The sequence below is a fragment of the Streptacidiphilus anmyonensis genome, assembly GCF_000787855.1.
Classification (GTDB): domain Bacteria; phylum Actinomycetota; class Actinomycetes; order Streptomycetales; family Streptomycetaceae; genus Streptacidiphilus; species Streptacidiphilus anmyonensis.
Genome location: NZ_BBPQ01000069.1, coordinates 18861 through 45633, shown reverse-complemented (window position 1 = coordinate 45633; position 26773 = coordinate 18861). Strand labels below are relative to the sequence as shown.

The window sequence follows — 26773 nt, the reverse complement described above, 5'->3', positions numbered from 1 at the left end:
CGGCTCCCTTCTCTGCTTCGTTCGGCTTCGTTCGGCTTCGTTTCGGACGGTGGGGCCGGGGCGCCCCGGTGCCGGGGGCGCCCCGGTGCCTCAGACCAGGTCCTGCCAGCTGCGCGGCCCGTGGAAGCCGTGCGCCCGTTCGGGGCGGCGCCAGCGCGCCCGGGCCGGCCGCAGCATGCCCCGGCCGCCGCCGGAGGCGGCCGGGGCGGGCCCGGCGCTCACCTGGCACCGGGCCAGCAGGACCGCGACCAGCGCGGCCGTCTCGTCGTCGGCGAGACAGCCGCGCTCGACGCGGATGGCGTACGGCAGGACGTGATCACTCACCTGTTTCTCCTTCGTTCGGTGGCGGCGACGGGCTCCCCCGGTGGAGGAACCGGAGGGGACCCGCGGTAGGGGTGGCCGGAAGCGCCGGGTCGGCGATGGCCATCGCGGCGGCGTAGCGCTCCCCGCAGGCCAGGTCCAGCACGGTCCAGCCCTCCGGTCGGGAGGGCGAGCCGGGCGGACCGTCGCCCAGGTAGTCGGCTTCCAGCGCGCGTTGCAGACCGGTGCCCAGGCCCTTGAGGTAGGCCTCCTTGCGTGCCCAGACACGGGCGAACGCCTCCGGACGCTCGGCGTCCGGGTGGGCCTCGATCTCCGCCCGCTCGGCCGCGTGCAGCCTGGCGGCGCACAGTCCGGCCGTCGCGGGGCTGGGCACGCCCTGGACGTCGACGCCGATCACCCGGTCCGCGACGCCGAGCAACGCCACCCCCTCGCTGTGCGAGAGGGAGAAGTGCAGGGCGTCCAGCCGGTCGGCGAGGACCGGCCGCCCGCCGGGCTCGTGACCGATCACCACCTCTTCGGGCGGGATGCCGAGATGCTCACCGAGCAGACGCCGCATGGCCACATGGGCCGCGACGTACAGCGCGGCACGCGCCGGACGGCGGAACGAGGCCGCCCGCCGGCGTTCGGCCGCGTCCAGCACGGCGTACTCCTCCTCGGTCGGCTGCCCGGAGGGGCTGACCAACCACAGCTCCGCGTCGGCGCTCAGCGTCGGCGGGAGCCACACCGCGGTGCGGTGTGCCGCCACCCCTGTCTCAGGCCGCACCGCCCACCACGAGAGCAGAGTTGAAGCCGCCGTGCCCTCGTGCGAGCACGAGGACGTTGCGCAGGGCGGCCTCGCGGCGCCGCCCGGTGACCAGGTCCAGGCCGAGGGCCGGGTCCGCCTCGACGTTGATCGTCGGCGGGATCACCTGGTCGCGCAGCGAGAGCAGCGCCGTGGCGACGTCGAGCGGTCCGGCTCCGGAGTTGAGCCGGCCGGTCATCGTCTTCGGCGCGGAGACCGGGACCCCGCGCTCGCCGAAGACCGCGCACAGCGCGGCGGCCTCGGCCGCGTCGAGTTCCGGCAGGCCGGCGGCGTCGGCGAGGACGGCGTCGATGTCCGAGGGCGTCAGGTCCGCGTCCGCGAGGGCCAGTTCGATCGCGCGGCGCAGGCCCGGCTCGCGGTCGCTGCCCGGTCGCGGGTCGAAGGTGGCGGCGCAGCCGAGGATCCGGCCGTGGACGCGGGCGCCCCGCGCCTCGGCGTGGGCCGCGTCCTCCAGCACCAGGATCGCCCCGCCCTCGCCGCTGACGTGGCCGGCGGCGTCCGGGTGGAACGGGCGGTAGGCGGTGGCCGGGTCGTCGCCGGCGGCGAGTCGGCCACCGGACAGCTGGGCGGCCCAACCCCACGGGCACACCGAGGAGTCGACGCCGCCGGAGACCACCACCGGAGTGCCGTCGCGGATCAGCCGCCGGCCCTGGGCGAGCGCGTCCAGGCCGCCGGCCTGGTCGGCGACCAGCACGCCGCTGGGGCCGCGCATGCCGTGCCGGATGGAGATCTGGCCGGTGTTGACGGCGTAGAACCAGGCGAAGGACTGGTAGGCGCTGACGTGCTTGGGGCCGCGGCTCCACAGCGCGCGCAGCTCGTTCTGCCCGAACTCGAAGCCGCCGGCGGAGCTGGCGGTGACCACGCCCATGCCGAAGGAGTCCGTGCTGTCGGGCTCCAGGCCGGCGTCCGCCAGTGCCCAGTCGGCGGCGACGAGCGCCATCCGGGTCATGTGGTCGGTCTGCGGGAGCAGCCGGTTGGGCAGGTGCTCCGCGGCGTCGAAGCCGGGCACCTCGCCGGCCAGCCGGGCCGGGTAGGAGGAGGCGTCGAACCGGCGGACCGGCCCGATGCCGCTCTCCCCGGCCAGGGTGGCGGCCCAGAAGTCCTCGGTGCCGAGGCCGTTGGGGGCGAGCACTCCCAGGCCGGTGACCACGGTCGCGGTCATCGCGGGCTCCTCTCCGGGTGGCTGAGTACGATCGCGCTCTGGAAGCCGCCGAAGCCGCTGCCGACGCTGAGGACGGAGTCGAGCTTGCGCTCGCGCGCCGTCAGGGGGACGTAGTCGAGGTCGCACTCGGGGTCGGGGGTGTGCAGGTTGGCGGTCGGCGGGACGACGCCGTACTGCATGGCGAGCGCGCAGGCGGCGATCTCGATCGAGCCGATGGCGCCGAGCGAGTGGCCGACCATCGACTTGATGGAGCTGACCGGGGTCCGGTACGCGTGATCGCCGAGGCTGAGCTTGAAGGCGGCGGTCTCGTGCCGGTCGTTCTGCTTGGTGCCGGAGCCGTGGGCGTTGATGTAGTCGATGTCCTCGGGGTCGAGCCGGGCCTCGGCCAGGGCGACCCGGATGGCCTCCGCCATCTCGACGCCGTCGGGGCGCAGTCCGGTCATGTGGAAGGCGTTGGCGCGGGAGCCGAAGCCGGCGATCTCCGCGTAGACGTGGGCGCCGCGGGCCTTGGCGGCCTCCAGCTCCTCCAGCACGAAGACGGCCGAGCCCTCCCCGAGCACGAAGCCGTTGCGGGTCCCGTCGAACGGGCGCGAGGCCCGCGCCGGGTCGTCGGAGCGCGGCGTGGTGGCCTTGATGGCGTCGAAGCAGGCCATGGTGATGGGCGAGATCGGCGCGTCGGTGGCGCCGGCGATCATCACGTCGGCGCTGCCCTCGCGGATCAGCCCCACGGCGTGACCGACCGCGTCGAGGCCGGAGGTGCAGCCGGTGGAGACGACGTTGGTCGGGCCCTCGGCCCCGGTGGTCCAGGCGACCTCCGCGGCGAAGGAGCTGGGCACGAAGTGGTTGTACAGGTGCGGCACCGCGTAGCGGTGGTCGACGCTGTCCAGGCGGCCGTCGTCGCTGACGACCCGGTACTCCTGGTCCAGGCCCATGGTGGCGCCCACGGCGCTGCCGAGGGAGACGCCGATGCGGTGCGGGTCGGCGGCCGCGGTGTCGAGGCCGCTGTCGGCCACCGCCTCGCGGGCCGCGACCACCGCGAACTGCGCGGCGCGGTCCATCCGGCGGATCTCCTGCGGACGCAGGCCGTGCTCCTCCGGGTCGAAGTCGATCTCTGCGGCGACCCGGGAGCGGAACGGCGACGGGTCGAAGAAGGTGATGCCGCGGGTGGCGGTGCGGCCCTCGCTGAGCAGGCTCCAGAAGTTCTTGGCGCCGATGCCGCCGGGCGCGAGGACGCCGATGCCGGTGATGACGACGCGTCGCTTCACCGTGCCCTCCGCAGGTCGAGGTGGGGTGTCCGGTGCATGAATCAGGTCTCCTTGCTGGGTCACGGGCGCGGTCTGGCGCGCGCTCAGATCGAGAGGCCGCCGTCGACCTCGAGGACGGTTCCGGTGACGTACTCGGCGGTCACGAGGTAGGCGACGGCGTCGGCGACCTCCTCGGGGCGGCCGAAGCGGCGCAGCGAGGTGCTTTCCCGCCCCTTTTCCCGGAAGCTCTCGGAGAGTCCCGCCACCATGTCGGTCTCGATGAATCCGGGGGCCACCGCATTCGCCCGGATCCCGTAGCGGCCGGTCTCCTTGGAAAGGGCCTTGGTGAATCCGATGATTCCGGCCTTGGTGGCCGAGTAGTTCGTCTGGGAGGCGTTCCCGTGGACTCCGGCGACCGAGGAGATGTTCACCACGCAGCCGGACTTCCGCTTCATCATTCCGAAGACGACGGCGCGGGAGACGTTGAAGGTGCCGGTGAGGTTGACGTCGACCACGTCGTGCCAGTCCTGGTCCTTCATCATCACCAGCGGGGTGTCGCGGACGATGCCGGCCGAGTTGACGACCACGTCGATCGGGCCGAGCTCGCGCTCGGTGCGCTGCACCCACGCGCGGACCTGGTCGGCGTCGGCGACGTCGACCTGGCTTCCCACCACCACCGCGCCCAGCTCGGCGGCCTCCTTCTCCAGGCTCCGGACCGCCTCGGACGGGCGCTGGTGGCAGAAGGCCACCTGGTAGCCGTCCCGGGCCAGTCGCAGCACCACCGCGCGCCCGATGCCGCGCGACCCGCCGCTGACGAGGGCGGTCCTTGGAATGTCGTCTGCCATGTGGCCTCTCCCCTGAACGGTTTCGTGAAGTCAAAAGCGAAGGCCGCTGCGGATGCAGCGGCCTTCGCTTTCTCGGTGAACACACCACCGGAGCCTGTTGAATAGTTTCTTCGGCGGCGCGGTTAAGTTCAATGCGGCGCCGATTAAGTTCGCGCTAAACGCTCTCGACCGCCGCGGCGGGCTTTTCGGCGGCCGGCGCCGGGGCGCCGGGCGGGGACATCCGGGACCGCAGCAGCCACGCCGTCGCGAAGCCCACGGCGGCCAGCAGGCAGGCGCCGAGCAGCACGCCGTGCAGCCCGTCCACCACCGATGCCCGGAAGGCGTCCAGCGCCCGGGCCGGCAGCTGGGCCAGCGCCTTCGGGTCGAGATGCTGGCTGGCGCCGGCGAGCTGACGGCCCGCCTGGACGCCGAGACGGTCGGTCAGGGTGCTGGTCGACAGCGAGTGGTAGACCGAGCCCAGCAGCGCCACGCCCAGCGAGCCGCCGATGGAGCGGAAGAGGTTGAGCAGCCCGCTGGCGACGCCGATGTAGCGCCGGTCCACGCTGCCGAAGGTGATGACCAGGGTGCCCTGGAGCACCATGCCGATGCCGAACCCGGCCACCACCCCCAGGCCCGCCGCGACCGCGGTGGGGGTTCCGGTGTCCACCAGGGCGAGCAGGGCCATGCCCACGGTCGCCGATCCCGAGCCGATGAGGGCCATCAGCCGGACCCGGCCGGTGCGCAGGACCAGTCGCGCGGTGATCAGCTGAGCCGTGATCATGCCGCCCATGAAGGGCAGCAGCAGCAGACCACTGACGGTCGGCGAGGCCCCCTTGACGCTCTGCATGTAGAGCGGCAGGTGCACCATCACCGCGAGCATGCCCGCGGCCACGAGCAGGCCCATCACCTGCGCCAGGTTGAAGTCCTTGGAGTGGAACAGCACCGGCGGCAGGATCGGCTCGGCCGCCCGTCGCTCGACCCGGACCAGCAGGGCCAGCGCGGCCACCGCGACGACGGCGAGCGCGGCGATCGGCCACGAGCCCCACGCGTAGCGGGAGCCGGCCCAGCCGGCCAGCAGGGTCAGCGCGACCACGGACACCGAGAGCAGTGCGGCGCCCGCGTAGTCGATGCGCGCCTTCCGGCCGCGCGGGGCGGCCGGGATGCCGATGTAGGCGGCGGCCAGGGCGACGGCGCCGACCGGGACGTTGAGGTAGAACGCCCAACGCCAGCTGGCGTGGTCGGTGAGCACACCGCCCAGCAGCGGCCCGCCCACCAGGGCGACCGGAATGACCGCGCCGATCACCGACTGGAGCTTCACCCGCCCCGCGGGGTCGGGGACCAGGTCGCCGATGAGGGCGAAGGCGCCCACCATCAGCCCGCCGGCCCCCAGACCCTGCACCACCCGGAAGGCGATGAGCTGCGTCATGTCCTGGGCGAGGCCGGCCGCCATGGAGCCGACCAGGAAGAGCGCGATGGCCCCGGTGAAGGTGCGCCTCCGCCCGTAGAGGTCACCGAACTTGCCCCAGAGCGGGGTGGTGGTGGCGGTGGCCAGCCCGTAGGCGGTCACCACCCACGGGAGGAGGCTGAGCCCCCCGAGCTCGCCGGCCATGGTGGGCAGGGCCGTCCCGACGATCACCTGGTCCAGGACGCCGAGCACCATGCCGAGCACCAGGGCCACCAGGCCGAAACCGACCCGCCGGCGCGCCTGCGGGGCGGGCGCCGCCGGGTCGGCCGTCGGCCGGGCGGCGGGGATCGTGTCCTCTGCCATGACTCTCCTCGCTTTCCGTGATCACGTCACCGAACTTCGTACGGCGTCCGAAGATAGCTTGAGAATGCCATCTTCGTACGTCGTACGCAACCGGCTTCCCGGGTTCGCCCCGCGGACCGGCGACGACACCGCCACGATCAGCCCGCGACCGTCGCAGGCGTCCGGTCCCCGTCGTAACGGCCCAGCACCACAACCGCGTTGTTGCCGGCGAAGGCCAGACCGTTGTTCTGCACGACCTTCAGGTCCGCCTCGACCGACTGGTTCGGCACGCAGTCGATCTCGCACTCCGGGTCGGTCTCCCGGTGGTTGATCGTCGGCGGGATGAAGCCCTCGGTGAGCGCCACCGAGCAGGCCACGGCGGCCAGCGCGCTGGCCGCGCCCATGGTGTGACCGAGCATCGACTTCAGCGACACGGTGCGCGGCGGCACCTCGTAGACCTCGCGGATCGCGCGCGACTCGGTCACGTCGTTGGTCCGGGTGCCGGTGCCGTGGGCGGAGATCAGGTCGACGTCCTCCGGGCGCACCCCCGCGTCGTCCAGCGCGGTGCGGACGCAGCGGGCGATGCTCGACTGCTCCGGCTGCACCGGGTGGTGCGCGTCGCAGGTCAGGCCGTAGCCCAGCACCTCGGCGTAGATCCTGGCGCCGCGCGCCAGCGCCGAGTCCAGCCGCTCCAGCACCAGCACCCCGGCGCCCTCGCCGGTGAGGATGCCCTGGCGGTCCTTGTCGAAGGGGCGGCAGAAGTCGGGAGCGATGGTCCCGAGCCGGTAGAAGGCGGCGAAGGACTTCTGGCACATCGCGTCCGCACCGCCGCACAGGGCGATGTCCGCGTCGCCGACGCGGATCGCGTCCAGGCCCATCCCGATCGCGTAGTTGCCCGCCGAGCACGCGGTCGCCAGGGTGACCGCCTCGCTGTCGGTCAGGCCGAACTCCCAGGCCACCGCGGCCGACAGGCGGCCCGCGCCGACCCGGCCGGCGATCTGCGGGGCCCAGGACTGCGGCCCCTCGGCGACCCACTCCGCGGCCAGCCGGTCCAGGTCCTGCGACTCGCCGTCGGTCGTGCCGACGGTGATCTGCACCCGACGGGCGCGCAGTTCGTCGTCGCTCAGGCCTGCGTCCGCGACCGCCATCCGCGCCGCCGCCACGGAGAACTGGGCCGCCCGGCCCAACTCCTCCTGCTTCCAGCGGCGCAGCCACGGGGCGGGCTCGAAGTCCCGCACCTCGCAGCCGTTCGCGTGGGCGAAGCCCGTCGTGTCGAAGGCCGAGATGGGCGAGACACCGTTGCGCCCGGAGCGCAGACCCTCGGTGAACTCGCCCAGTCCCACGCCGATGCTGGAGAACACGCCCAGGCCGGTCACGACCACCCGGTCGCGGTCGGAGCGCTGCGCGCTCGGTGCCGTCACGTCACTCACGTCCATTCCCTCTTCCCTCAGTCCCGCCCGCAGGCGGCTCCCATTCGTCCAGGTCACGCAGAACTGCAAGGTGGGTGGTGGCGGTGACCGGGTCAGCGGCGCAGAGCGCCACGACCGGACAGCGGTCGCGCGAGGCCGCCCACTTGGTGGCCAGCACACGCCACACGGCGGTGCAGGAACTGGTCTCCGGCGCGGTGCGGACCTCGGTCCGCTCCCCCGGCGCCACCCCCGGGTCCGTCCCGGGGCCGAGCACCAGCAGCAGCTGGCCCCGCTCGGGGACCAGCGCCGCCAGCTCGCCGGCCAGCTCCTTCGTCGGGACGGCGGCGACCTCGACCGCCGCGCCGCCGGCCCGGTCGTCCAGGCGCAGCAGCACGCCGGACGCGTCCGAGGCTCCGTCGGCCCCGGCGCACTCCACGACGGCCAGCAGCGCGGAACCGCCGCGGCCGGTGCGGGCGCAGGCGTCCGCCACCCGCAGCGCGGTGAACGGGCCGCCGACACCCTGGCCGGTGAGCGCGAAGCTGTGCGCCGCGCCGCCGGTGCGCAGGTTGAGCCAGGAGGCCGTCGTCTTGTGGCCCTGGGTGTCGGGCGCCGCATTGACCAGGACCACGAGGTCCGGGCCGGGCTCCGCCGGCTGCGGTGCGACGGTCAGCAGACGGTCCACCAGATCGGCGTGGAACAGCGGCAGCGCGTCGGAACCGGCCGGCTCGACGTGCTGGGCGACGCCGTGCAGACGCAGGCTCATCCGTGCACCGCCCCGTGCTCGACGCCCGGGGTGACCACCATCGCGGAGAAGGTCATGCCGACGCCGATGGCGACGAACATGACCGGTCGATCGTGCCGCAACCGCTTCTCCTCCCGGAGGCTGGTGTAGTTCGCCAACACGTCGGCGGCCAGGCAGTGGCTCAGTCGCGGCACGTTGTCGAGGTAGAACCGCGCGCGCAGGTCCTCGTCCGGGACCGCGTCCCGCCAGAAGACCAGGTTGGGGTTGGACGGGATGAACCACTGGACGTCGTCCAGGGAGCAGCCGGCCCTTCCCGCGGCCTCCGTCATCACCTCGGCCAGCACCGTGGGCCGCAGCTCCGCCGCGTTGCGCAGGGTCTCCGGGGTGGAGAGCATGCCGTCGCTGAACTGTCCGAGCGTGCGCGTGGCGAAGGAGCGCACCGGCACGCCGGGGCCGTCCACCGCCACCAGTGCGGCGGCCGTGCCGTCGGCGACGATGCAGGTGTTCATGATCAGCTGGGCCGCGCGGGTGCGCGGCTTGTCCCCGACCACGACCAGGGCGCGGGCGGAGGGGTCCGCCCCGGCCTCCAGCAGGCTGCCCGCGACGTCCAGGGCGGACATCGAGACGGCGCAGTTCTGCTGGGTGAGCGCGAACGCGGTGGCGTGCTCGAGCCCGAGCCGCCGGGCGAGCTCCCGGGCGGTGTCGGGCGGGACGTGGCCGGCGCCGTGCAGCGCGTGGCCGAAGAGCAGATGGCGGACGTCGCCGCGCGGGGTGTCCCCGAGCGCACGCTCGGCGGCGGGCAGCAGCTGCTCGATCAGCTCGGCAGCGGGGTCGTACCGCATGCGGTCGAGTCCGAAGTGGCGCCGGAACATGTGGATCTGTTCCGGGGTGAGGTCCAGTTCCGCGGCGCGGTCCTCGATCCCGACCGTGCGCTCGGGGACGTAGGACTCCACCGCTTCCAGGGTGATCAACGGACGGCCTTTCTCAGGCAGGCCGACACGCGGCCCGGTCCACCTCGGTGTCCGGGTCCGGGCCGCGTCGCCGGGAGTCGGGTCGTGCGGGGGCGGCCGGGAGGAGTCCTGGACAACCCCGACCGGCTCTCAGTAGTGCCGCAGCAGGGCTGCGGCGACCGTGCCGGCCTCGTCCGTGCTGGTGACCACGGAGAAGCGGCCGGCGGCCCGCTCGTCCGCCTCGGCCCGGCCCAGCACCGCGGCGAGCTGGAACGCGGCGGACGCCGCGTGCGCCTCGCCCAGCAGCTCGGCGACCGGGAGTCGGACCCCGCCGCCCGCCGCCACCAGGTCCTGGGCGATGACGGCCTCCGCCTTGCCCGCGGCGCCGGCGGCGGCGGAGGGGCTGACCGCCCACAGGTCGGCCGGGGTGATGCCGGCGTCGTCGAGCAGCTGCCCGACCGCCCGGCGGACCACGGCCTCCCAGTCGCCCTCACTGCTGGTCAGAGCCTTGACGCCGACCAGCGACGCGGTCGCCTGGGCGACCGGGTCCGACTCGGCGGCCACCGCGGTGAGGGCGAACATGGCGCAGCCCTCACCGAGCAGCAGCGCGTCCGGGTCGGACTCGGCGGTGTGCCGGGCGAGCCAGGCCCGCGCCGTCGAGTACTCCTCGGCCGCGCCGCAGAGCACCATCTCGGCCCGGTCGGTGAGCAGCAGCCGGCGGGCGTAGTTGAGCGCCAGCAGACCGGCCGAACGCCCGGCCGCGAGCGTGGCGTTGGGCCCCTTCAGCTGGTGCCAGATGGCGATCTGACCGGCGGCGCCGTTCATCACGCCGTAGGGGATCAGGCCCGGGTCGACCAGGTAGGGCAGCTCTCCCGTGAGAGAGCCGCGGGTGAAGTCCAGGGTGCTCTGGACGCTGCCGCCGGTGGTCCCGAGCACCATGCCCGTGGTCTCCGGGGTGAGCCCGGGGCGGTCCAGTTCGGCGAGCAGGTCGCCGACGGTGCTGACGGCCAGTCCGGTCACCCGGTTCATGCTCCGGGTGCCCTTCTTGCCGAGCACCTTGCGGACGTCGAAGTCCGGTACCAGACAGGCGGGTCCGGCCGGGACCTGCCACTGCTCGTGGTCGAGCGGCGCCGAGGTGCCCCGGCCCTCCCGCAGCCCCTGGCTGAAGGCGGCGCGGCCGGTGCCGAACGGCGAGGTGGCCGACCAGCCGACGATGTCCAGCCGCCGTCGCGACGGCGCCCGGCCGGTCATCGAGCGGATTCCGCGACGACCTCGTACACACCGGCGAGGTTCACCATCCGCGCCAGTTCCGACTGCTCGATGGTGACCTTCAGGTTCAGCTCCAGCGAGGAGAGGATCTCGATGAGACGCATCGAGTCGGCGTCGTGCTCCTCGACGAAGAGGCTCTCCTCGGTGATCTCGTCCTCCTCGAGTTCGAGAATGTCGCAGACGATGTCCTTGATCTGCTGCTTCTCGTCCGCCGTGATCGCAGTCATTGACCGCCTCCGTTTTCCGTGGACCCGTGCCTGAATTCAATTCACGGGAGATTACGCAATAGCTTCTTCGGTGTCCGCACAAAGAACAAGCGGGGCATTTCTAGGTTTTCACTAGGATCCCGGGAGGCGTTTCTGAACGCCGTCCGGGCGGCCCGACGCAACCGCTGCGGCGGGCCGTCGGGCTCATCCGGCGCGGAGCCCGACCCCGGCCAGCAGGCCGCCCGCCTCGGGGGCCGAAACACCGTGCGCGCGTCCCGCGTTCAGCCGGAAACCCACCCCGCGCACCGTCTCGACGAGCGAGGACGGCAGCTTGCGCCGGATCCCGACCATGTGGACGCCGAGGGTCCTGGTGTCGCCGGCCCCGTCGTAGCCCCAGACCTCGCGCATGATGTCCTCGCGGCTGAAGACCCGACCGGGATCGGAGGCCAGCAGCGCGAGGATGTCGAACTCCTTGCGGGTCAGCATGACTTCGCGCCCGTGCGCGGTCACGGTGCGGCTGCGCAGGGCGATCCGCACCGCGCCGACGTCGTGGACCTGCTCGGCCGACGCGACGGAGCTCTCCCAGGGCCGCCAGGAGCTGTCGACCCGCCGCACCACCGCCTCGATCCGCGCGATCAACTCTCGCGCGCTGCACGGGCGGACGATGAAGTCGTCGACGCCGAGCTTGAAGCTCAGCACCCGGTCGAACTCGTCGTCGGACACGTCCGCCACGATCAGCGGCACCGGCGACGCGGACCTGATCGCCCGGCACACCTCGAAGCCGTCGGTACCGAACGCCCCGAAGTCGAGCAGGACCGCGTCCACCTCGCCGGAGCGGGCCAGCACGACGTCGAGCCGGGCCGCCTTGTCGACCCGATGACCCGCGCCCTCAAGGCCGCCCGCGAGCTCAACCGAGAACTCGCCGTCGTTCGTCATTATCAGGATCAGCACGTGGACTCACTCTCGCCCAGATTCCAGGACCGTGTTCCCGTCGGTCGGACACGGCACGGACAGGCCCGCACGAGCGGAGGGGAGAGCTCTCTCTCGGAAATCACCGCCGGCTTTCCGCCGAAAGGCGGTCTCCACGGCGTGGACACGTCTTTCCTACTGCACACGACATTCCCCCGTCCGCCCCTGCTCGTCTCCGGGACGCCCACGCGCCGCGCCGGCCGTGACGTCGTCCCGCGGGGCCTGGCGGCGCCATCGCCGCCGGGCCCGACATCGCAGGAGGCCAGATCGATTAAAAAACGGTCCAGTCGGTTTGTCAACGTGACTCGGACCATGCAGAGGCAGGTCTCACCGTCCCCATCCGCTCTCTCAGCAGGCGGCGCAGGTCGGCCGCGGGCTGACCTTCTCCAAGGCCCCGCCGTCCGCCAGGCCGGGCAGCAGCAGGCGCCACAGGGCGGCGACCCGCCCCTCCGACAACCAGGCCCTGTCCCGGCCGCCGAGCACCTCGAAGCCCACCGTCGCGGCCACGATGCAGGCGGCCGCCCCGTCCGCGGAGACCCCTTCGGCCAGCTCCCCCTGCGCGACCACCCGGCGCAGCGCGCCCTCGACGCAGCGCTGCCACGCCTGCCACAGGTCCGCCCCCGCGTCGCGTCGCACGGTGACACCCAACTCGAAGCCGGCGCGCAGTACGACATCGTCCGCCAGGCCGCTGACCAGCCGATACGTCGCGTCGACCAGATCCTGCAGCGCGCGCGGCTCCGCCCTCGCGCGCCCCTCGGCGATGACGGCCAGCAGCCGGGCCGCCTCGTCCTGGACAGCCTGCGCCAGCGACTCCTTGGTGGGGTAGTGGAAGTGCAGAGCCCCCGTGCTGACGCCGGCCCTCTTGCTGATGACCTGGAGCGACGCCGACGCGAAGCCCTGCTCGACGAACACCTCCGCAGCGGCTCGGATCAAGGACCGCCTCGTCCGGACCGCCCTCTCCTGCTTGGTCACCCATCGCCTCCCGTATCGGCCCGGGGCGCGCGGCGGCGGTCAGCCGACCCTCGACGCGTGCCCGCAGGCAGTTCAGCCTACAAAACCAACTATGCGGTTTAGTATGGCCCGCTTCGGGGCGTCAGGCCAGACGGAGGCGCAAGATTCCGGTTTCGGGTTTGGCGCGCTCTCCTCAAGGGGGTGGAAACGAAACCGGTTGGTAGGTATCTTTGTCGTCGAACGGGGGCACCAGCACCGCTGGCTCCGTCACGTCATCGTTTGGGGGAACCATGGCTGTCGGCACTTTCCGCACCGAGTCCACCGGCGCGCACGCACTGCCCGCACACCTCGCAGGCCGCTCCCTGCCGAGCGCACCGCCGCTCTTCCGCTTTCCCTCCCTGACCACCACCGTGCCAAGGGAGTTCGTCCACCGCGCCGCGGTCGCCGAGGTCATGCTCACCGACTGGCGACGCGGCAAGGACGGTCAGTCCTTCGGTGTGACCGCCCAATGGCCCCGGGGGCACAGCTTCTTCCACTCCGTCGGCGACCACCACGACCCGCTGCTGGTCGCGGAGACGATCCGGCAGGCGGGCACCCTGCTCGCCCACGCCGAGTTCGACGTCCCGCTCGGGCACGCCTTCGTGATGTGGGACCTCGACTTCACCGTCCTCCCCGACCGGCTGCGCACCGAGGCCACGCCGGCCACGCTCGACATCGAGGCGGCCTGCGAACCGCAGTGGCGCAACGGGAAGCTGACGGGCATACAGATGGAGCTGCGGCTCCTGCGCGACGGAGAGCCGGCCGCCTCCGGCAGCGGCTCCTTCGCCTGCACCTCCGCGGCCGTCTACCGGCGGCTGCGCGGGGAGCGCGGCCTGAGCGGCGCCAGCCGCCGACTGCCGCTCACCGCCCCGGTCGCACCCCAGTACGTCGGCCGCCTGTCCAGCCGCGACGTCGTGCTGACGCCCATCGGCGAGGAGACCCGCTGGCAACTGCGGGTCGACACGCGGCACCCCGTGCTCTTCGACCACCCGGTCGACCACGTCCCGGGCATGGTCCTGGTCGAGGCCGCCCGCCAGGCGACGGCCTCCGTCCTCGGCCGCCGCGAGTTCCTGCCGCTCGGGATGACCAGCCGCTTCCACCGGTACGCCGAGCTGGACGCCCCCTGCCTGATCGAGGCGGAACGCCTCGCGCCGAGCCCGGCCGGCTACGAGCAGGTGCTCGTCACCGGCCACCAGGACGGCGCGACGGTGTTCAGCACCACGGTCGTGGCCGCACCCGACGCCCGCTGAGCGAACGCACCGCGACGCGGTCGGCGGCGAGCGGTCGGCGCTCGGCGGTGAGCGGCGGTCAGCGGCCAGCGGCGGTCAGCCGGTCGGCGGCTAGCGGCGGCCAGCGATGAGCGGCCAGCGGTCTGCGGTGAGCGGCGGTCAGCGGCCAGCGGTGAGCGCCCGGCAGTGAGGTCACAGCGGGCACCGCTCAGCGCTCAGTGCTCAGTGCTCGGCGCTCGGCGCTCGGCGCTTGGCGCTCGGCGCTCGGCGCTCAACCCGCCTGCTCAGGCCTCTGCGGTGACTTCCGCCGCCGCCGGGGCGAACGCCCCCGCGTGATCACCGGCCCAGGTGCGGAAACTCCGCGCCGGGCGGCCGGTGATCTCCTGGACGGTCTGCTCCACCCGGGCCTTGGCCCCTTCGGCCTGCCGACGCGCGCTGCTCAGCAGGGCCTCCGCCACGCGGGCCGGGTACCGGCGGAGCAGCTGCGCGCGGGCCTCGTCCCAGCCGAGCTCCTCGAACCGCAGCGGCACGCCGAGGACTTCGGCGAGCTGCGCCGTCTGCTCCACCGCGCTCAGCGCCTCCGGTCCGGTCAGCGCGTGCACCCGACCCTCGTGCCCCTCCTCGGTCAGGGCCCGCGCCGCGACCGCCGCGATGTCGCGGGGGTCCACCGAGGCGTTGGGGGCGTCGCCGAGCAGGGCGCGCACGACACCCTCCGCGCGCACCGAGGCCGCCCACGACAGACGGTTGGACATGAAGGCGCGGGGCCGCAGCAGCGTCCAGGCGATCCCGGACTCGCGCAGCAGCCGTTCGTTGTCCCGCTGCACCCGGGTGATCAGGTCGTCGGCTCCTGGGTCGGCCACCGCGGCGGCGGAGAGCTTGACGATCCGGGCCACGCCGGCCGCCCGCGCGGCCGACAGGAACGCGGCGTCGTCCTCGCTGCCCGGCCGGGAGGTCACCAGGAAGGCCCCCCGCACACCGCGCAGGGCGCGGGCGAGCGAGTCCGGATCGGCGTAGTCCCCGCCGACCACCTCGGCCTCCGCGGGCACGTCGCCCACCCGGGACGGGTCCCGGGTCATCAGCCGCAGCGGCACGTCCGCCGGCAGGCAGCGGACCAGCTCGCGCCCGACCGTCCCGGTCGCCCCCGTCACCAGAATCATCGACGCCCCCTCCGCATCGGCGGTTCGGGAACCATCAGTTGCGAAACGCAGCCGAAACGGTCCCCACGAGGCTGTAATATACAGGCTTGGCGGTTTTTTTTGGGACGACCGCCTCGGTGCCACCCCACCCGAAGGAGACCGACGTGGCAAAGCAGGACCGAGCGATCCGTACGCGCCGGGCGATCCTGTCCGCCGCGGCCAGGGTCTTCGAGGAACGCGGCTACCAGGCGGCCACGATCGCGGAGATCCTGGAGGCTGCGGGCGTGACCAAGGGCGCGCTCTACTTCCACTTCTCCTCCAAGGAGGAGCTGGCCCAGGGCGTCCTGGCCGAGCAGGACCAGGCCATGACGGTCCCCCCGCGGACGTCCAAGTCGCAGGAGCTCGTGGACGTGGCCATGCTCCACGCCTACCGGCTGCAGAGCGATCCGATGGTCCGCGCCGGCGTGCGGCTCTCGCTCGACCAGCTGGCCCACGAACTCGACCGCAGCGGTCCGTTCCTGCGCTGGACGACGGTGGTGACGGGCCTGCTGGAGCAGGCCCGGGCCCAGAGCGAACTGCTGCCGCACGTGGTGCTGGACGAGACCGCCGAGGTCATGGTGGGGAGCTTCGCGGGCGTCCAGGCGATGTCCCAGGCCGTCACCGGTTACCGCGATCTGCCGCACCGGATGCGGGCGCTGCTGCTTCACCTGCTGCCCAGCGTCGTGGTGCCCTCGGTGGTCGCGACCCTCGACCTGTCCCCGCACCGCGGCCAGGACGTCTTCGAGGAACTCGCGGAGACCGAGGAGGAGTTGACCCCGAGCACCGCCGGTCAGCGGTAACCCGCGGGCTCCGGCTCGACCGGATGGCGTGCGGCGCCGAGGTAGACCGACAGCGCCTCCCGGAGGCAGCCGGCCCCCGGCTCCCAGGCGATGTAACCGTCGGGGCGGACCAGCAGCGACTCACACGGGAGGCCCTCGCCCGACGCCGCCGCCCCCAGCTCCTGACCCGGCTCCTGACCCGGCCCCGGCCCCGCCTCCGGCCCTGAGGCGGGCACCCGCACCACGCGCAGCTCGCGGGCCCACGGGCCCGCCTCGCGCACGTACCGCTCCGCCGCGTCGCCTCCCCCGGCGAGCAACAGCAGGAAGCGGCCCTCCTGCAGCAGGTCGATGACCTCCGTCGGGCCGTCCTCGGTGACCAGCGCGATGTTCTCCAGGAACCGTCCCTCCCAGGGGGATCCGGCACCGCCCGGGAGCCGGCCGGGCAGGACCGTGTCCTGCGCGCTGATCAACGGCCCCAGGTACTCGCTCCCCGTCCCCGACGCCAGCATCCCCCCGAGCAGCTCCTGCAACGGGGCGAGCGCCGGGTCGACCCGCATCAGCGCTACCTGCGCCTGGGTGTTGTCGATCACCCGCCGCGCGGCCGGCCGTCTCTCCTCGTCGTAGCTGTCCAGCAGCCCCGGCCCGGCGGTGTCCTGCACCGCGTGGGCGAGCTTCCAACCGAGATTGACGGCGTCCAGCAGACCGGTGCTCAGTCCCTGTCCACCGATCGGGAAGTGGACGTGCGCGGCGTCCCCGGCGAGGAAGACCCGACCCGCGCGGTAGGTCCGGACCAGCCGGGAGAAGTCGCTGAACCTGCTGAGCCACTGCGGCTCCTCCATGGCGACCTCGCGGCCCGTGATCCAGGACACCTCCTGGCTCAACTCCTCGACGGTCGGCGGTGTGTGGCGGTCCCCGCCGCAGGGTCTGTCGCTCAGCGTGCGCAGGTGCACCCGCCCGTCCAACAGGTCCTTGACCGCGACCCAGCCGCGCGCCGTGCGGTGCCAGCCCGGCAGCACCGCCCCCGGGTCACGCAGGCGCACCCGGCCCATCAGGGCGGAGACCGTCGCATCCCAGGTGTCCGACTCGATGCGCTGCTGCTCGCGCACGGTGCTCCGGGCGCCGTCCGCGCCGACCAGGTACCCGCTGGTGAACGTCGCGCTGCTGCCGTCCGCACGGCGCGCGGCCACCCGCACCATGTCGCCCTCCTGGACGACCCGCGTCACCTGATGCCCCCGCAACACCCGCACGCCCGTGGCGCGGGCCCGTTCGGCGAACAGCCGCTCGACCTCCGACTGCTCGATCTTGACGATCGGGCCCGGCTCCGTGGACGGCACGGTGATGTTCAGCCCCGGCATCCCGGCGAAGTGGAACTCCGCTCCCACCGGTCCGCCACTGCCGTGGCCCCGCTCACCCAACCGGTAACCACGCCGGGCCAGCGACTGCGCCGTCCTCGCGTGCAGCGTGGTCGCCTTCGGCCGCTCCGACGCGGCCTCCCGACTCTCCAACACCAGCACGCCCACCCCACGGCCCGCCAACTCGGCTGCCACCAGCAGCCCGACGGGCCCACCCCCTACGACCACTACCTGCGCGTCCACCCGGTCCCCCGTCCGATTTACGCCGCCGCTAGGCCGCGACGAAAAATACCGATTGGACGGTTCTCTGTAAAGGATCGTCCTCCCCCTGGGGCCCAGGTCACACCCCCTCCGACCGCTGCTCCACCTCCTGCAACAACTCCTTCTCGAGGTCCGCCTTCAGGAAACGCCGCGGCTTCGGCAAGGCGTGCGACGGGCCGCCGTCCCTCCTTGCGCGGACGAATCCTGCCTGCCCGATTGCGAATCCGGACGGGTCGTAGTCCACCACGAGCTTCAGTTCAGGCCACCCTTGGAACGAACAGCACGCGGGGAGAGCTGGAAATCGACGATCCCCGGGCCGTCCGTCGGCATCGGCACGGCGGCGCTTCCTTCGCATCATCGCCCGGCGCTATACGGGATAGCCGATTTGAGCGATGTCCTCGGCAAGTTCCTCAAGCTTCACCACCGGATTCAAGGCCGAGACGACCTCCTGCGTCAGCGGCTTGAGGTTGTAGACGTGCTGAACCGCCTCCAGGGCGGGCGCCATCTCGTAGTACTCGTCGGCGAACTCGACGTAGGCCTCCGCGGTGCCCTCCAGAAGCAGCTCGAAGAGCCACTCGGCACCGTCGGCGTCATCCTCGTTCTTGTCAGGGATCTCGATGTCGCCGCACCTCCACACGGAGTCCGTGCGCTCCCGCCACAGGCAGACGGTGGCCCGCTGCACACCGTTGTGGTCGAGGAATGCCGGCTCGCGCTCAAGGTGGCGGAAGGCATCCGGGAGTGCGTCGAAGAGTCCGGGCCACGGTTCCGGGGGCGACACGCGGTATGCGTTGATCGGCGACTCGTGATCGCACGCCTGGGCGTAGACCCCGGCCTCGCCGAAGACGACGGCGTAGTCGTTGCCGCTTCCGTCGCGCATGGAGGCCAGTTCCTCGGAGTGTCCCCACTGCGCGTCGTACGAGTAGTAGCGCCATTGCCATTCCGGGCTCAGCGTGGCGTCCAGCATCGCCATCGCCTTCGAACGTGCCCGCACGATCTCCGGGTCGGGTAGCTGCGCGATCACACCATAGACAGTCACCAGTCCATACAAGCGGACAGCACCGACACCGCACCCACCGTCCGCATCGAGGACGACCTCGATCTCCGTGCCGGTCTCGCCAACCTGAATCACGATCCACGAAGTCACCGTGGCGATCGTCGCATCACCCACCGACAGGTGGACCTGCGATCGGGGCTGTGCCTGGTGTCGACCGCCGGCCATGCCAGCAGCGCACCGGCTTGACCGTCGGCGCGGACAAACGCCTCGTGGGGGCTCGGAGCCGGCGCCTCGGGCCGATGTCGGTGGAGCGAGGCATAGTGCCGACCATGTTGAACGGACTTCACGAGATCGACTGGTCGTCGCTCCACCACGCCTACGGTTCGGCCGAGGAGGTGCCCGCCCTGCTGGCGGCCCTCGGCTCCCCGGATCCCGAGGAGCGGGACAAGGCCCTGAGCCGGTACTACGCGGCCGTGCACCACCAGGGCTCCGTGTACCCGTCCACCATTGCCAGCCTGCCGTTCCTCTTCGAACTGGCCGAGGACCACCGGACGCCCGACCGCGCCGAGATCGTCCGACTGCTCGTCAGCATCGGGCAGTCCGCGATCGAGCGCGGCGACGTGGAAGACGGCGACGCAGAGTTCTTCACCGGAGCCGGTGCCACCATGCGCAGGCGCGCGGACGTGTTCGCCGGCTTCGTCTCGGAGCCCGACCCGCAACTGCGCCGCGCCGCGATACCGGCGCTGGGGCACTTCCTCGAAGACGCTCACCGGGCCGCGCACCTGCTGCGGACCCGCCTTCCCGAGGAGTCGGGAATCGTGGAGCGGCTACTTCTGCTGGAGGCGATGGCGGTGCTGGCCCTGCGTCTGCCGCAGGCGACAGACGAAGCCATGGCGTGGTTCACCGAGCTTGCCTCGGACCCGACGGCCGCGCCCGAAATCCGGCTTGCGGCCGTGGTCCAACGCGCCCGGTGTACTCCGGACCGGATCGGTCCCGACGTCGTTCCCGCCGCGATCGAGCTGCTCAGCGAGCTCGCACAGGTCCACGTCCCGGCCTCCGCGTGGGCGGACCCGCCGCGCAAGAAGACCCCGAAGTCAAAGGCGAACGGCGTACCGCCGCACATCCTCGCCGCGTTCGAGGACCTTGAACGACACGGGCGCGTCCACTCCCCCACCACCGACCTGCTGCGCACCTTCCATCAGACCCTGACGCACCGGGTGCCCGAGCGCACGGCCCTGCTGGGTGCACAACTGCGCGACCCCGATCCCGGCGCGCGGCTGGACGCCCTGCGCATGAGCGGGGACCTGATGCGGGCCTGGCGCGGTGACCACGCGCCACTGATCACGCTGGTCGCCGACCAACTCGGCGCGGAGCACCTCGAGGTCGCCGGAGAGGCCGCGGCCGTCCTAGAGGCGTGCCATGTGATCGCCGGGCCGGCCCGGGAGGCACTGGCCCAGTACGTCGCCGAGCAACGCACCACCTACGGACCGAACGTGTGGGCGACCACGCGCCCCCATCTGGGGCGGGCCCACCAGGACGCCGTCCTCGCCCTGGCCCGCCTCGGCGACGTGCGAGCCGTTCCCAGCCTGGTCGCTGCCTTCGACAGCGGAGTCGACGCCTGGCGCGCCGTCCAGGTGGCCGGCAGTCTGCCGGAGGCCACCGACGCGTTGGTGCCGCGGCTCTGTGCTCACCTGCGTCGGCTCGAACTCGCGCAGGGGCCCGCGGAGATGAGCGTCCGCTCCGCGCTGTCCGCCCTCGCCTCACTCGGAGATCCGGCCGCGCTGCCGGTGGTCCACGACACGCTCACCACAGCGGTGGGCATCGAGCTGTGGGGCATCGCCTGCTCGGCATTGGAGACCCTGCGCGCCTTCGGTTCGGCGGCGGCACCGGCCCTCGCCGAGATCCGCGCCCTGACCGGCTCCACGGACGCCCACGTCCGGCCCGCCGCCGTCGCCGCCCTCTGGGCCGTCGGCCGCGACCACGAGGAAGTCATGCCGCTCCTCCTTGACCTGCTGGACGACACCATCACCTTCCGCATCTCGGAAGCAGCCGAGGTCCTCGGCCAGATCGGCGCTCCGGCCGCAGCAGCGCTACCGCGCCTGCGCTCCCTCCTGGCGCACGGATACGAGTGGGTCCGCGTCCCATGCGCCGCAGCCCTCTGGGACATCGGCGGCGAGCCGGAGGCACCGGCTGTGCTGGACACCCTGCTCCAGGCTTGGACGAAGAACCCGGCAACAGCCAACAACGCCGTGGCCTGCCTGGCCCGCATGGGCACCGCTGCCGCACCCGCCCTACCCCTGCTCCGCTTCCAACTGGCCCTCCCCCGGCGCGGCGGCCGATTCTCCAACATCAGCAACGACGAGGACCTGCAGCGCATCAGCCAGGAGGTCATCCGACGTCTCAGCTGATCAAACGTCAGCACAAGATGCGAGGTTGCCGCTTGCTCCGGAAAGGCGGGCCGACGGCCTCGGTCGCACAGGCCCGCCGAAGCGCTCACGTGGCACTGCCCGGCCTCCCCCCGCGCGAAGCCCGGCAGGGCGGACTCATCCGAGCCGTTCATGTCCAGCCCGGGCCCGTTCTCCCACCCCGCTCCAACCACGGGCACAAAAAGACCTGCGGCTCCATGGTCAACCATGAAGCCGCAGGTCAGATACCACCTTGGTGGTGCGCCGCCAGGGACTCGAACCCCGGACCCGCTGATTAAGAGTCAGCTGCTCTAACCAACTGAGCTAGCGGCGCCGGTGTGCTTTGTTCGCGGTCTCCCGCGCCTCGGCACGACAGAAATACTACCTGACCTGCGGGGGTGCTCGTGACCACCCGCGGCGGGGTGGGGTCAGTCGGCGGAGCGGGCGCGGCGGATGGAGGTGGCGACGGCGGCGGAGACCGGGTCGGCGCGGGTGAGGTCGGTGAGGAGGAGGCGGGTCTGGCGGTCCGGGCGGGTGGGGTGGAGGTGGTTGGTGAGGTCGACGGTGGCCGCGAGGGTGGTGGGGGCGAGGCTGCGCGGGCCCGCGGTGGACGGGGACGCGAGGACGGCGTCGATGCAGGCGACGCGGGAGGCGCGGGCGGACGGGGTGGTGAGGGTGTGGGTGGTGGCGGGGATGAAGCCGAGGAGGCGCGCCTCGTCGCGGCGGAGGAGACCGGCGGCGGTGAGGGAGTCGAGGTAGGGCCGCGCGCCCGGGCGGCGGCGGCGCAGGCGCTGCAGGCAGGTGGAGAGGCGTGCTCCGCGCGGGCCTGCGACCGTCGGGAGCAGGTAGGTCGCCGCCGCTGCCAGGGCCGGGTGCCGGAGCGGAACGTTGCCGTGGACGCGCAGGCGGTTGCCGTCGAGCCGCAGGGCCCCGGCGAGCAGCAGCTCGACGAGGATCGCGCCGGCGAGGGCGTGGGGGAAGTAGAGCGGCTGCCTGACGCGTCCGTCGCCCGGGCGGGCGCAGAGGAGGAGAAGGTCCTCCGGGAGGCAGGTCGTCGTGTCGGTGATGGCGTCGGTGAAGCCGCCCGCGAAGCCGTCGCCGCCGATGTCGTCGGTCATGCGGACCTCCCGATCCTGCGGTGTGAAAGGTGTCACGTTCGCGGCGGCGGGGCGGTTCCCGACGCGCGGCGTACGGCTCGGGGCGGGAACAGGACGGCCGGGGCGGCGGTTGCCCAGAGGTAGAGAGAACGACCAGCAGAGCCGGACACGGACGCCCTTCGAACCCGCGGAGCCGCACGATGAGCCAGACCGTCCCCCAGCACACCGTGCAGCCGGTGCAGACCGCGCAGGGCGGAGCAGCGGCAGCTGAGACGCCGCTGTCGATCCTCGACCTGGCCACCGTCGGGGAGGGCTACACGCCGACGCAGGCGCTGGCCGCGACCACGGCGCTGGCGCAGCGGGCCGAGGAGTGGGGCTACTCGCGCTTCTGGGTGGCCGAGCACCACGGGATGCCCGGCATAGCGAGCTCCTCCCCCGCCGTGCTGCTGGCGCACCTGGGCGCGCACACGAAGCGGATCCGGCTCGGCTCCGGCGGCGTGATGCTGCCGAACCACGCGCCGCTGGTGATCGCGGAGCAGTTCGGGATGCTGCACGCCCTGCATCCGGGTCGGATCGACCTCGGGCTCGGGCGGGCGCCCGGGACGGATCAAGCGACGGCGCGGGCGCTGCGGCGCGGGGCCGGGATGGACGCGGCGGACGAGTTCCCGCAGCAGCTCAGCGAGTTGCTGCACTTCCTGGACGCGGACTTCCCCGCCGGGCACCTGTACGAGCGGCTGAAGGCCGTGCCCGGGGAGGCGAGCGCGCCCGGGATGGGGCGGCCGCCCGTGTGGCTGCTGGGCTCGTCGGGCTTCAGCGCGCAGCTGGCCGGGCGGCTCGGGCTGCCGTTCGCGTTCGCGCACCACTTCAGCGCGGCGAACACCGTCCCCGCGCTGGATCTGTACCGGGAGACGTTCCGCCCGTCGGAGATCCTCTCCGAGCCGTACGCGCTGATCGGCGTGGGGGTCGTCGCGGCGGACGAGGAGCACGAGGCGCGGCGGCTGGCGGGCTCTGGCGCACTTGCGATGATGCGGCTGCGCAGCGGTCGGCCCGGCCTCGTGCCGACGCCGGAGCAGGCGGAGGCGTACCCCTACAGCGAGCTGGAGCGGGACTTCATCGACGCCTGGCTGTCGAACGTCGTCGTCGGCGACCCGGACCAGGTCCGCGCCGGGCTGCAGGAGCTTCGCAAGCGGACGGGCGCGGACGAGCTGATGGTCACCAGCAACATCCACGGCCACGAGGCGCGCCGCCGTTCGTACGAGTTGGTGGCCAAGGCGTGGGGTCTGCTCGGGTGACCTGGTCGGCTCCCTCCCCCGTGCAGGAGTTGGACGACGAGCGCGTCCGGCGCGCGGGCGTGCGACTGCTGCTGAAGCGCGACGACCTGCTGCATCCACCCGTGAGCGGCACCAAGTGGCGCAAGTTGCAGCCGAATCTGGAGCTCGCGCAGCGCGAGGGGCATGACACGCTGTTGACCTTCGGCGGCGCGTACTCCAACCACCTGCGCGCGGCGGCCGCGGCGGGCCGGGAGGCGGGCCTGCGCACGGTGGGCGTCGTGCGCGGGGACGAGCTCCGCGGACGGGAGTTGAACCCCGTGCTGGCCCAGGCTGCCGCCGACGGGATGGAGTTGGAGTTCGTCAGCCGCGCGCAGTGGCGGAGGCGAATGGAGCCCGAATCCCTCGACGCGTTCCGACGGCGGTACGGGCGGGCGTGGGTGGTGCCGGAGGGCGGCAGTAATGCCGAGGGCGTGCGCGGCTGCGTGGCGTTGGGCGAGGAGCTGCGCGACTGCGGCGCTGAGCTGGTGTGCTGCTCCGTCGGGACGGGCGGCATGCTGGCGGGGCTGGCGGCCGGCCTGGCCCCGGGCCAACGGGCGCTCGGGTTCGCCGCGTTGGGGCACGCGGATCTCGCGGCGGAGACGCGCGCGCTGCAGCAGGACGCCTTCGGCGGCCCGCGCGGCGACTGGGCCGTGGACGACGCCGCGGCCGTGTTCGGCGGGTACGGGCGCCGTACGCCCGAACTCGACGCGTTCCGCGCGGACTTCGAGGCGCGGCACGGCCTCGCGCTCGATCCGACCTACGAGACGAAGCTGCTGTGGGCCCTGTTCACGCGGTTCGTGCGCCTGGAGGCGGGGGCCGAGGCGGGGGCCGAGGCGAAGGCGGGGGCGAAGGCGGAGGCGAAGGCGGAGGCGGGGACGGACGCGGAGACAGCCGAGCCTGCGGTGATCGCGCACGGCACGACGCTGGTCGTGGTGGTCGCCGGGTGAGCGACCCGAGCCGCCCGAGCCGCCTGAGCCGCACGGGAAGACCGGGAAGGCCGGGAAGGCTCGGGAAGGCCCGGCAACCTTAAGGGAACATTGGTCTAGCCCTAGGTCTAGTCCAATCTATTGACGCGCCGTCGACATTCACCCACCCTGGACGGACCGTGGATCCGTGCGGGTGCCCCCCACCCTGCGCCCCCTCGCGCCCGCACGCGTCCGCGGATGTCCTTGCCCTCCTCCCCACAAGGAGAGTCCAGGTGTTCCGCTTGACCCCCAACCGCATCCTGGCGACGGTCGGCGCCGCCGCGCTCGCCGCCGGCGGGCTGCTGGCCTCGATGGGCGGCAGCGCCCAGGCCAGCACGACGGCTGCCCTCGGCAGTAACTGGTACGCCGCCGCGCCCTATCTGATGCCGCTCGACAACAACCCGCCCAACCCGACCGACGTGATGGCAGCGACGGGCCTCAAGGCGTTCCAGCTCGCCTTCATCCTCGCCCCCAACGGAGGCGGCTGTACCCCGACCTGGGGCGGCACCGCGCCGGTGTCCAGCGACACGAGCGTGGCCGCGACCATCTCCTCGATCCGCGCGGCGGGCGGCGACGTCTCGGTCTCCATCGGCGGGTACGGCGGCACGAAGCTCGGCCAGACCTGCTCCGACCCGGCCTCGACCGCTGCCGCGTACCAGCAGGTCATCGACAAGTACGGCCTGCACGCGATGGACTTCGACCTCGAAGAGCCCGAGTACGAGAACAGCACGGCGGTCGCCAACGAGATCGGCGCGGCGCAGATCCTGCAGCGCAACAACCCGGGCCTCTACATCTCGGTGACCACGCCCGGAACCACCTCCGGCACCGGCTGGTTCGGCCAGCAGATGCTCAACCAGGCGAAGACGGACGGCTTCACGCCGAACAACTTCTCCATCATGCCGTTCGACGGCGGCTTCAACGGCGCCGCGAGCCAGATCTCCGCGCTTCAGCAGTTCAACACGATGCTGATGAACACCTTCGGCTGGGACAGCGCGACGGCCTACGCCCACGAGGGCATCTCCATGATGAACGGCCGCAGTGACAGCGGCGAGTACTTCTACCAGTCGGACTTCCAGACGGTGTTGAACTTCGCCGAGTCCAACCACATGGCCCGGTACACCTTCTGGTCGGTCAACCGCGACCGCCAGTGCAGCCCGGCCGACAACAACGGCCAGACCTCCGGCACCTGCAGCAGCGTCACGCAGAACAGCTGGGACTTCACCAAGTACGACGTCGAGTTCGCGGGCGCGACGCCGCCCACCAGCACGCCGTCGGCGAGCGCCTCCGCATCGCCCACCTCGTCCCCGACCTCGACGGCCAGCGCCAGCGCGTCGCCGAGCAGCGGTGGCGGCGGCACCTGCACGGCGGCCCCGTGGAACTCCGCCACCGCCTACAACGGCGGCGCCGTGGTCAGCTACAACGGCCACCAGTGGACTGCCAAGTGGTGGACCGAGGCCGACACCCCGGGCGGCGCGGCCGGGGTCTGGACCGACAACGGTCCGTGCTGAGTGATGCTCACGTGAAGTGAGGGAGGGGCGGCCGTCGGCCGCCCCTTCTTCGTTCAGAAGGGCGAGGCTCAGTCGTGGGTGCCGCGCTCAGTCGTGGGCGTCGCGCTCAGTAGTGGGTGCCGCCGTCGATGCGGATCTCGGTGCCGGTGATGAACGAGCCGTCCGCCGAGCCGAGCATCGCGACCACGCCGGCCACCGCGTCCGGTCCGGCGAAGCCGTGGCCGAGGGCCGGGGCGAGCTTGGCGAACAGTGAGAGGTCCGCGTCCTGCGGCAGGCCCGGACCCGCGTTCTGCGCGCTGGTGCCGCTGGCGTCGGTCATGCCGGAGGAGATCGAGCCCGGCGCGACGGCGGTGAACCGGATGCCCTGCTTGCCGTACTCGGCGGCCAGGGCGTGGGTCATCGACTGGATGCCGCCCTTGCTGGCCGCGTAGGCCGCCATGTAGGGATGCGCGAAGTTCGCGGACGTCGAACTGAAGTTGATCACGGCCGGGGCGTCGCCCTGCGCCAGCGCCGGGAGGGTCTCGCGGATCATCAGGAAGGTGCCGGTCAGGTTGACCGCGATCACCTTGGTGAACTGCTCCAGGCTGGTCTCGTGGGTGTGCGAGGAGCGCAGGATGCCGGCGGCGTTGACCAGCACGTCCAGCCCGCCGCCGAGGGCGGCGAGCGCGGCGGCGACGGCCGCGCGGACGGACGACTCGTCGGCGATGTCGACCTGCACGGTGTGCAGGCGCGCCTCCGCCTCGCCTCCGGCTGCCCCGCCGGCCTCGCCGGCCTCGGCTGCCTCGGCGGCCTCGGCGGCGAGCTTGCGGGTGGCGGCGAGGCCGGCCTCGTCGACGTCGGCGGCGACGACGTGGCCGCCTTCGGCGAGTATGCGCAGGACGGTGGCCTGGCCGATGCCGGAGCCTCCGCCGGTGATCAGGACTCGACGACCCTCGTAGCGGTTCATGGCTGCTCCGTTTCCATACGAATCTCTCGACGTCGAGGTTCTCGGCGTCGATAGACACCGTACGCCTTGATGGCACGTTTTGCCATCAAGGCATTGCGTGCAGCATCGGCATCCGCC

25 protein-coding genes and 1 tRNA gene are annotated in these 26773 nt (G+C 72.5%); 6 read left to right on the top strand and 20 right to left on the bottom strand.

Annotated elements, in window-relative coordinates; translation table 11 throughout:
- Nucleotides 1-90 precede the first annotated feature (90 nt).
- From TR50_RS35135 to TR50_RS35075, 13 genes are all read right to left on the bottom strand, one after another.
- Nucleotides 91-324, bottom strand: a complete 234-nt coding sequence (locus TR50_RS35135; RefSeq protein WP_042431798.1) for an acyl-CoA carboxylase subunit epsilon — start codon at nucleotides 322-324, stop codon at nucleotides 91-93.
- Nucleotides 317-1066, bottom strand: a complete 750-nt coding sequence (locus TR50_RS35130; RefSeq protein ID WP_052441697.1) for a 4'-phosphopantetheinyl transferase family protein — start codon at nucleotides 1064-1066, stop codon at nucleotides 317-319. The genes TR50_RS35135 and TR50_RS35130 overlap by 8 nt, the downstream gene beginning before the upstream one ends.
- 7 nt (nucleotides 1067-1073) lie before the next feature.
- Complete coding sequence (locus tag TR50_RS35125; protein ID WP_042431797.1) at nucleotides 1074-2285, bottom strand: ketosynthase chain-length factor; 1212 nt, start codon at nucleotides 2283-2285, stop codon at nucleotides 1074-1076.
- Nucleotides 2282-3550 carry a beta-ketoacyl-[acyl-carrier-protein] synthase family protein gene (locus TR50_RS35120; RefSeq protein WP_042431796.1) on the bottom strand — a complete coding sequence of 423 codons (1269 nt, stop codon included), beginning with the start codon at nucleotides 3548-3550 and terminating at the stop codon, nucleotides 2282-2284. Before TR50_RS35120 ends, TR50_RS35125 begins: the two co-directional genes overlap by 4 nt.
- Before the next feature lie 83 nt (nucleotides 3551-3633).
- Entirely contained in the window at nucleotides 3634-4374 is a 741-nt protein-coding gene (gene fabG / locus TR50_RS35115) for a 3-oxoacyl-ACP reductase FabG (RefSeq protein ID WP_042431794.1), read from the bottom strand.
- Between the two features lie 154 nt (nucleotides 4375-4528).
- Nucleotides 4529-6121: an MDR family MFS transporter gene (locus tag TR50_RS35110; protein ID WP_042431792.1), complete on the bottom strand. Its 1593-nt coding sequence runs from the start codon at nucleotides 6119-6121 to the stop codon at nucleotides 4529-4531.
- A 137-nt stretch (nucleotides 6122-6258) separates the two neighbouring features.
- Nucleotides 6259-7536: a beta-ketoacyl-[acyl-carrier-protein] synthase family protein gene (locus TR50_RS35105; RefSeq protein ID WP_042431790.1), complete on the bottom strand. Its 1278-nt coding sequence runs from the start codon at nucleotides 7534-7536 to the stop codon at nucleotides 6259-6261.
- The gene (locus tag TR50_RS35100) at nucleotides 7523-8272 is read right to left on the bottom strand and encodes a hypothetical protein (RefSeq protein WP_052441696.1); all 750 of its coding nucleotides are present in this window, start codon (nucleotides 8270-8272) and stop codon (nucleotides 7523-7525) included. Before TR50_RS35100 ends, TR50_RS35105 begins: the two co-directional genes overlap by 14 nt.
- On the bottom strand, nucleotides 8269-9222 hold the full coding sequence (locus TR50_RS35095; RefSeq protein WP_042431788.1) for a 3-oxoacyl-[acyl-carrier-protein] synthase III C-terminal domain-containing protein: 954 nt from the start codon (nucleotides 9220-9222) through the stop codon (nucleotides 8269-8271). Before TR50_RS35095 ends, TR50_RS35100 begins: the two co-directional genes overlap by 4 nt.
- Nucleotides 9223-9351: 129 nt before the next feature.
- Nucleotides 9352-10452, bottom strand: a complete 1101-nt coding sequence (locus tag TR50_RS35090) for a beta-ketoacyl synthase N-terminal-like domain-containing protein (protein ID WP_042431786.1) — start codon at nucleotides 10450-10452, stop codon at nucleotides 9352-9354.
- Nucleotides 10449-10697, bottom strand: a complete 249-nt coding sequence (locus tag TR50_RS35085) for an acyl carrier protein (protein ID WP_042431784.1) — start codon at nucleotides 10695-10697, stop codon at nucleotides 10449-10451. The genes TR50_RS35090 and TR50_RS35085 overlap by 4 nt, the downstream gene beginning before the upstream one ends.
- 183 nt (nucleotides 10698-10880) lie before the next feature.
- Entirely contained in the window at nucleotides 10881-11627 is a 747-nt protein-coding gene (locus TR50_RS35080) for a response regulator transcription factor (protein WP_052441695.1), read from the bottom strand.
- 366 nt (nucleotides 11628-11993) lie between these two features.
- Entirely contained in the window at nucleotides 11994-12617 is a 624-nt protein-coding gene (locus TR50_RS35075; protein WP_042431783.1) for a ScbR family autoregulator-binding transcription factor, read from the bottom strand.
- Nucleotides 12618-12886: 269 nt separating this feature from the next.
- Here TR50_RS35075 and TR50_RS35070 point away from each other — a divergent pair, with 269 nt between their 5' ends.
- Entirely contained in the window at nucleotides 12887-13885 is a 999-nt protein-coding gene (locus TR50_RS35070) for a ScbA/BarX family gamma-butyrolactone biosynthesis protein (protein WP_084701507.1), read from the top strand.
- 263 nt (nucleotides 13886-14148) lie between these two features.
- On the opposite strand, the gene TR50_RS35065 is transcribed toward TR50_RS35070, so the two are convergent.
- Nucleotides 14149-15021, bottom strand: a complete 873-nt coding sequence (locus TR50_RS35065; protein ID WP_042431781.1) for an NAD(P)H-binding protein — start codon at nucleotides 15019-15021, stop codon at nucleotides 14149-14151.
- A 143-nt stretch (nucleotides 15022-15164) separates the two neighbouring features.
- Between TR50_RS35065 and TR50_RS35060 the strand changes: the two genes are divergently transcribed.
- Complete coding sequence (locus TR50_RS35060; protein WP_042431780.1) at nucleotides 15165-15839, top strand: ScbR family autoregulator-binding transcription factor; 675 nt, start codon at nucleotides 15165-15167, stop codon at nucleotides 15837-15839.
- Here TR50_RS35060 and TR50_RS35055 read toward each other — a convergent pair.
- From TR50_RS35055 to TR50_RS35050, 3 genes are all read right to left on the bottom strand, one after another.
- Nucleotides 15830-17413, bottom strand: a complete 1584-nt coding sequence (locus TR50_RS35055) for an FAD-dependent monooxygenase (protein WP_042431778.1) — start codon at nucleotides 17411-17413, stop codon at nucleotides 15830-15832. The two genes, TR50_RS35060 and TR50_RS35055, sit on opposite strands and share 10 nt — an antisense overlap.
- 97 nt (nucleotides 17414-17510) lie before the next feature.
- Nucleotides 17511-17678, bottom strand: coding sequence for a hypothetical protein (locus TR50_RS47260; protein WP_160311237.1), 168 nt, complete (start codon nucleotides 17676-17678; stop codon nucleotides 17511-17513).
- 120 nt (nucleotides 17679-17798) lie between these two features.
- A complete protein-coding gene (locus TR50_RS35050) occupies nucleotides 17799-18650 on the bottom strand; it encodes a hypothetical protein (RefSeq protein WP_236654723.1) in 852 nt (283 codons plus the stop codon).
- Between the two features lie 104 nt (nucleotides 18651-18754).
- Between TR50_RS35050 and TR50_RS35045 the strand changes: the two genes are divergently transcribed.
- On the top strand, nucleotides 18755-20833 hold the full coding sequence (locus tag TR50_RS35045; protein ID WP_042431816.1) for a HEAT repeat domain-containing protein: 2079 nt from the start codon (nucleotides 18755-18757) through the stop codon (nucleotides 20831-20833).
- A 254-nt stretch (nucleotides 20834-21087) separates the two neighbouring features.
- On the opposite strand, the gene TR50_RS35040 is transcribed toward TR50_RS35045, so the two are convergent.
- Together TR50_RS35040 and TR50_RS35035 are read right to left on the bottom strand one after the other, a co-directional pair.
- Nucleotides 21088-21164: transfer RNA gene (locus TR50_RS35040), tRNA-Lys, on the bottom strand.
- Between the two features lie 94 nt (nucleotides 21165-21258).
- On the bottom strand, nucleotides 21259-21948 hold the full coding sequence (locus tag TR50_RS35035; protein WP_042431776.1) for a GOLPH3/VPS74 family protein: 690 nt from the start codon (nucleotides 21946-21948) through the stop codon (nucleotides 21259-21261).
- 179 nt (nucleotides 21949-22127) lie between these two features.
- On the opposite strand from TR50_RS35035, the gene TR50_RS35030 reads away from it, so the two are divergent.
- From TR50_RS35030 to TR50_RS35020, 3 genes are all read left to right on the top strand, one after another.
- Nucleotides 22128-23219 (top strand): LLM class flavin-dependent oxidoreductase, encoded by a 1092-nt coding sequence (locus TR50_RS35030; RefSeq protein WP_042431774.1) that lies wholly within the window; start codon nucleotides 22128-22130, stop codon nucleotides 23217-23219.
- Nucleotides 23216-24184, top strand: coding sequence for a 1-aminocyclopropane-1-carboxylate deaminase/D-cysteine desulfhydrase (locus TR50_RS35025; protein ID WP_063775205.1), 969 nt, complete (start codon nucleotides 23216-23218; stop codon nucleotides 24182-24184). Before TR50_RS35030 ends, TR50_RS35025 begins: the two co-directional genes overlap by 4 nt.
- A gap of 329 nt (nucleotides 24185-24513) precedes the next feature.
- Complete coding sequence (locus TR50_RS35020; protein WP_084701509.1) at nucleotides 24514-25710, top strand: chitinase; 1197 nt, start codon at nucleotides 24514-24516, stop codon at nucleotides 25708-25710.
- Nucleotides 25711-25816: 106 nt separating this feature from the next.
- Here the strand turns inward: TR50_RS35020 and TR50_RS35015 are convergent, their stop codons facing one another.
- Nucleotides 25817-26656, bottom strand: a complete 840-nt coding sequence (locus TR50_RS35015) for an SDR family NAD(P)-dependent oxidoreductase (protein WP_042431770.1) — start codon at nucleotides 26654-26656, stop codon at nucleotides 25817-25819.
- Nucleotides 26657-26773 lie beyond the last annotated feature (117 nt).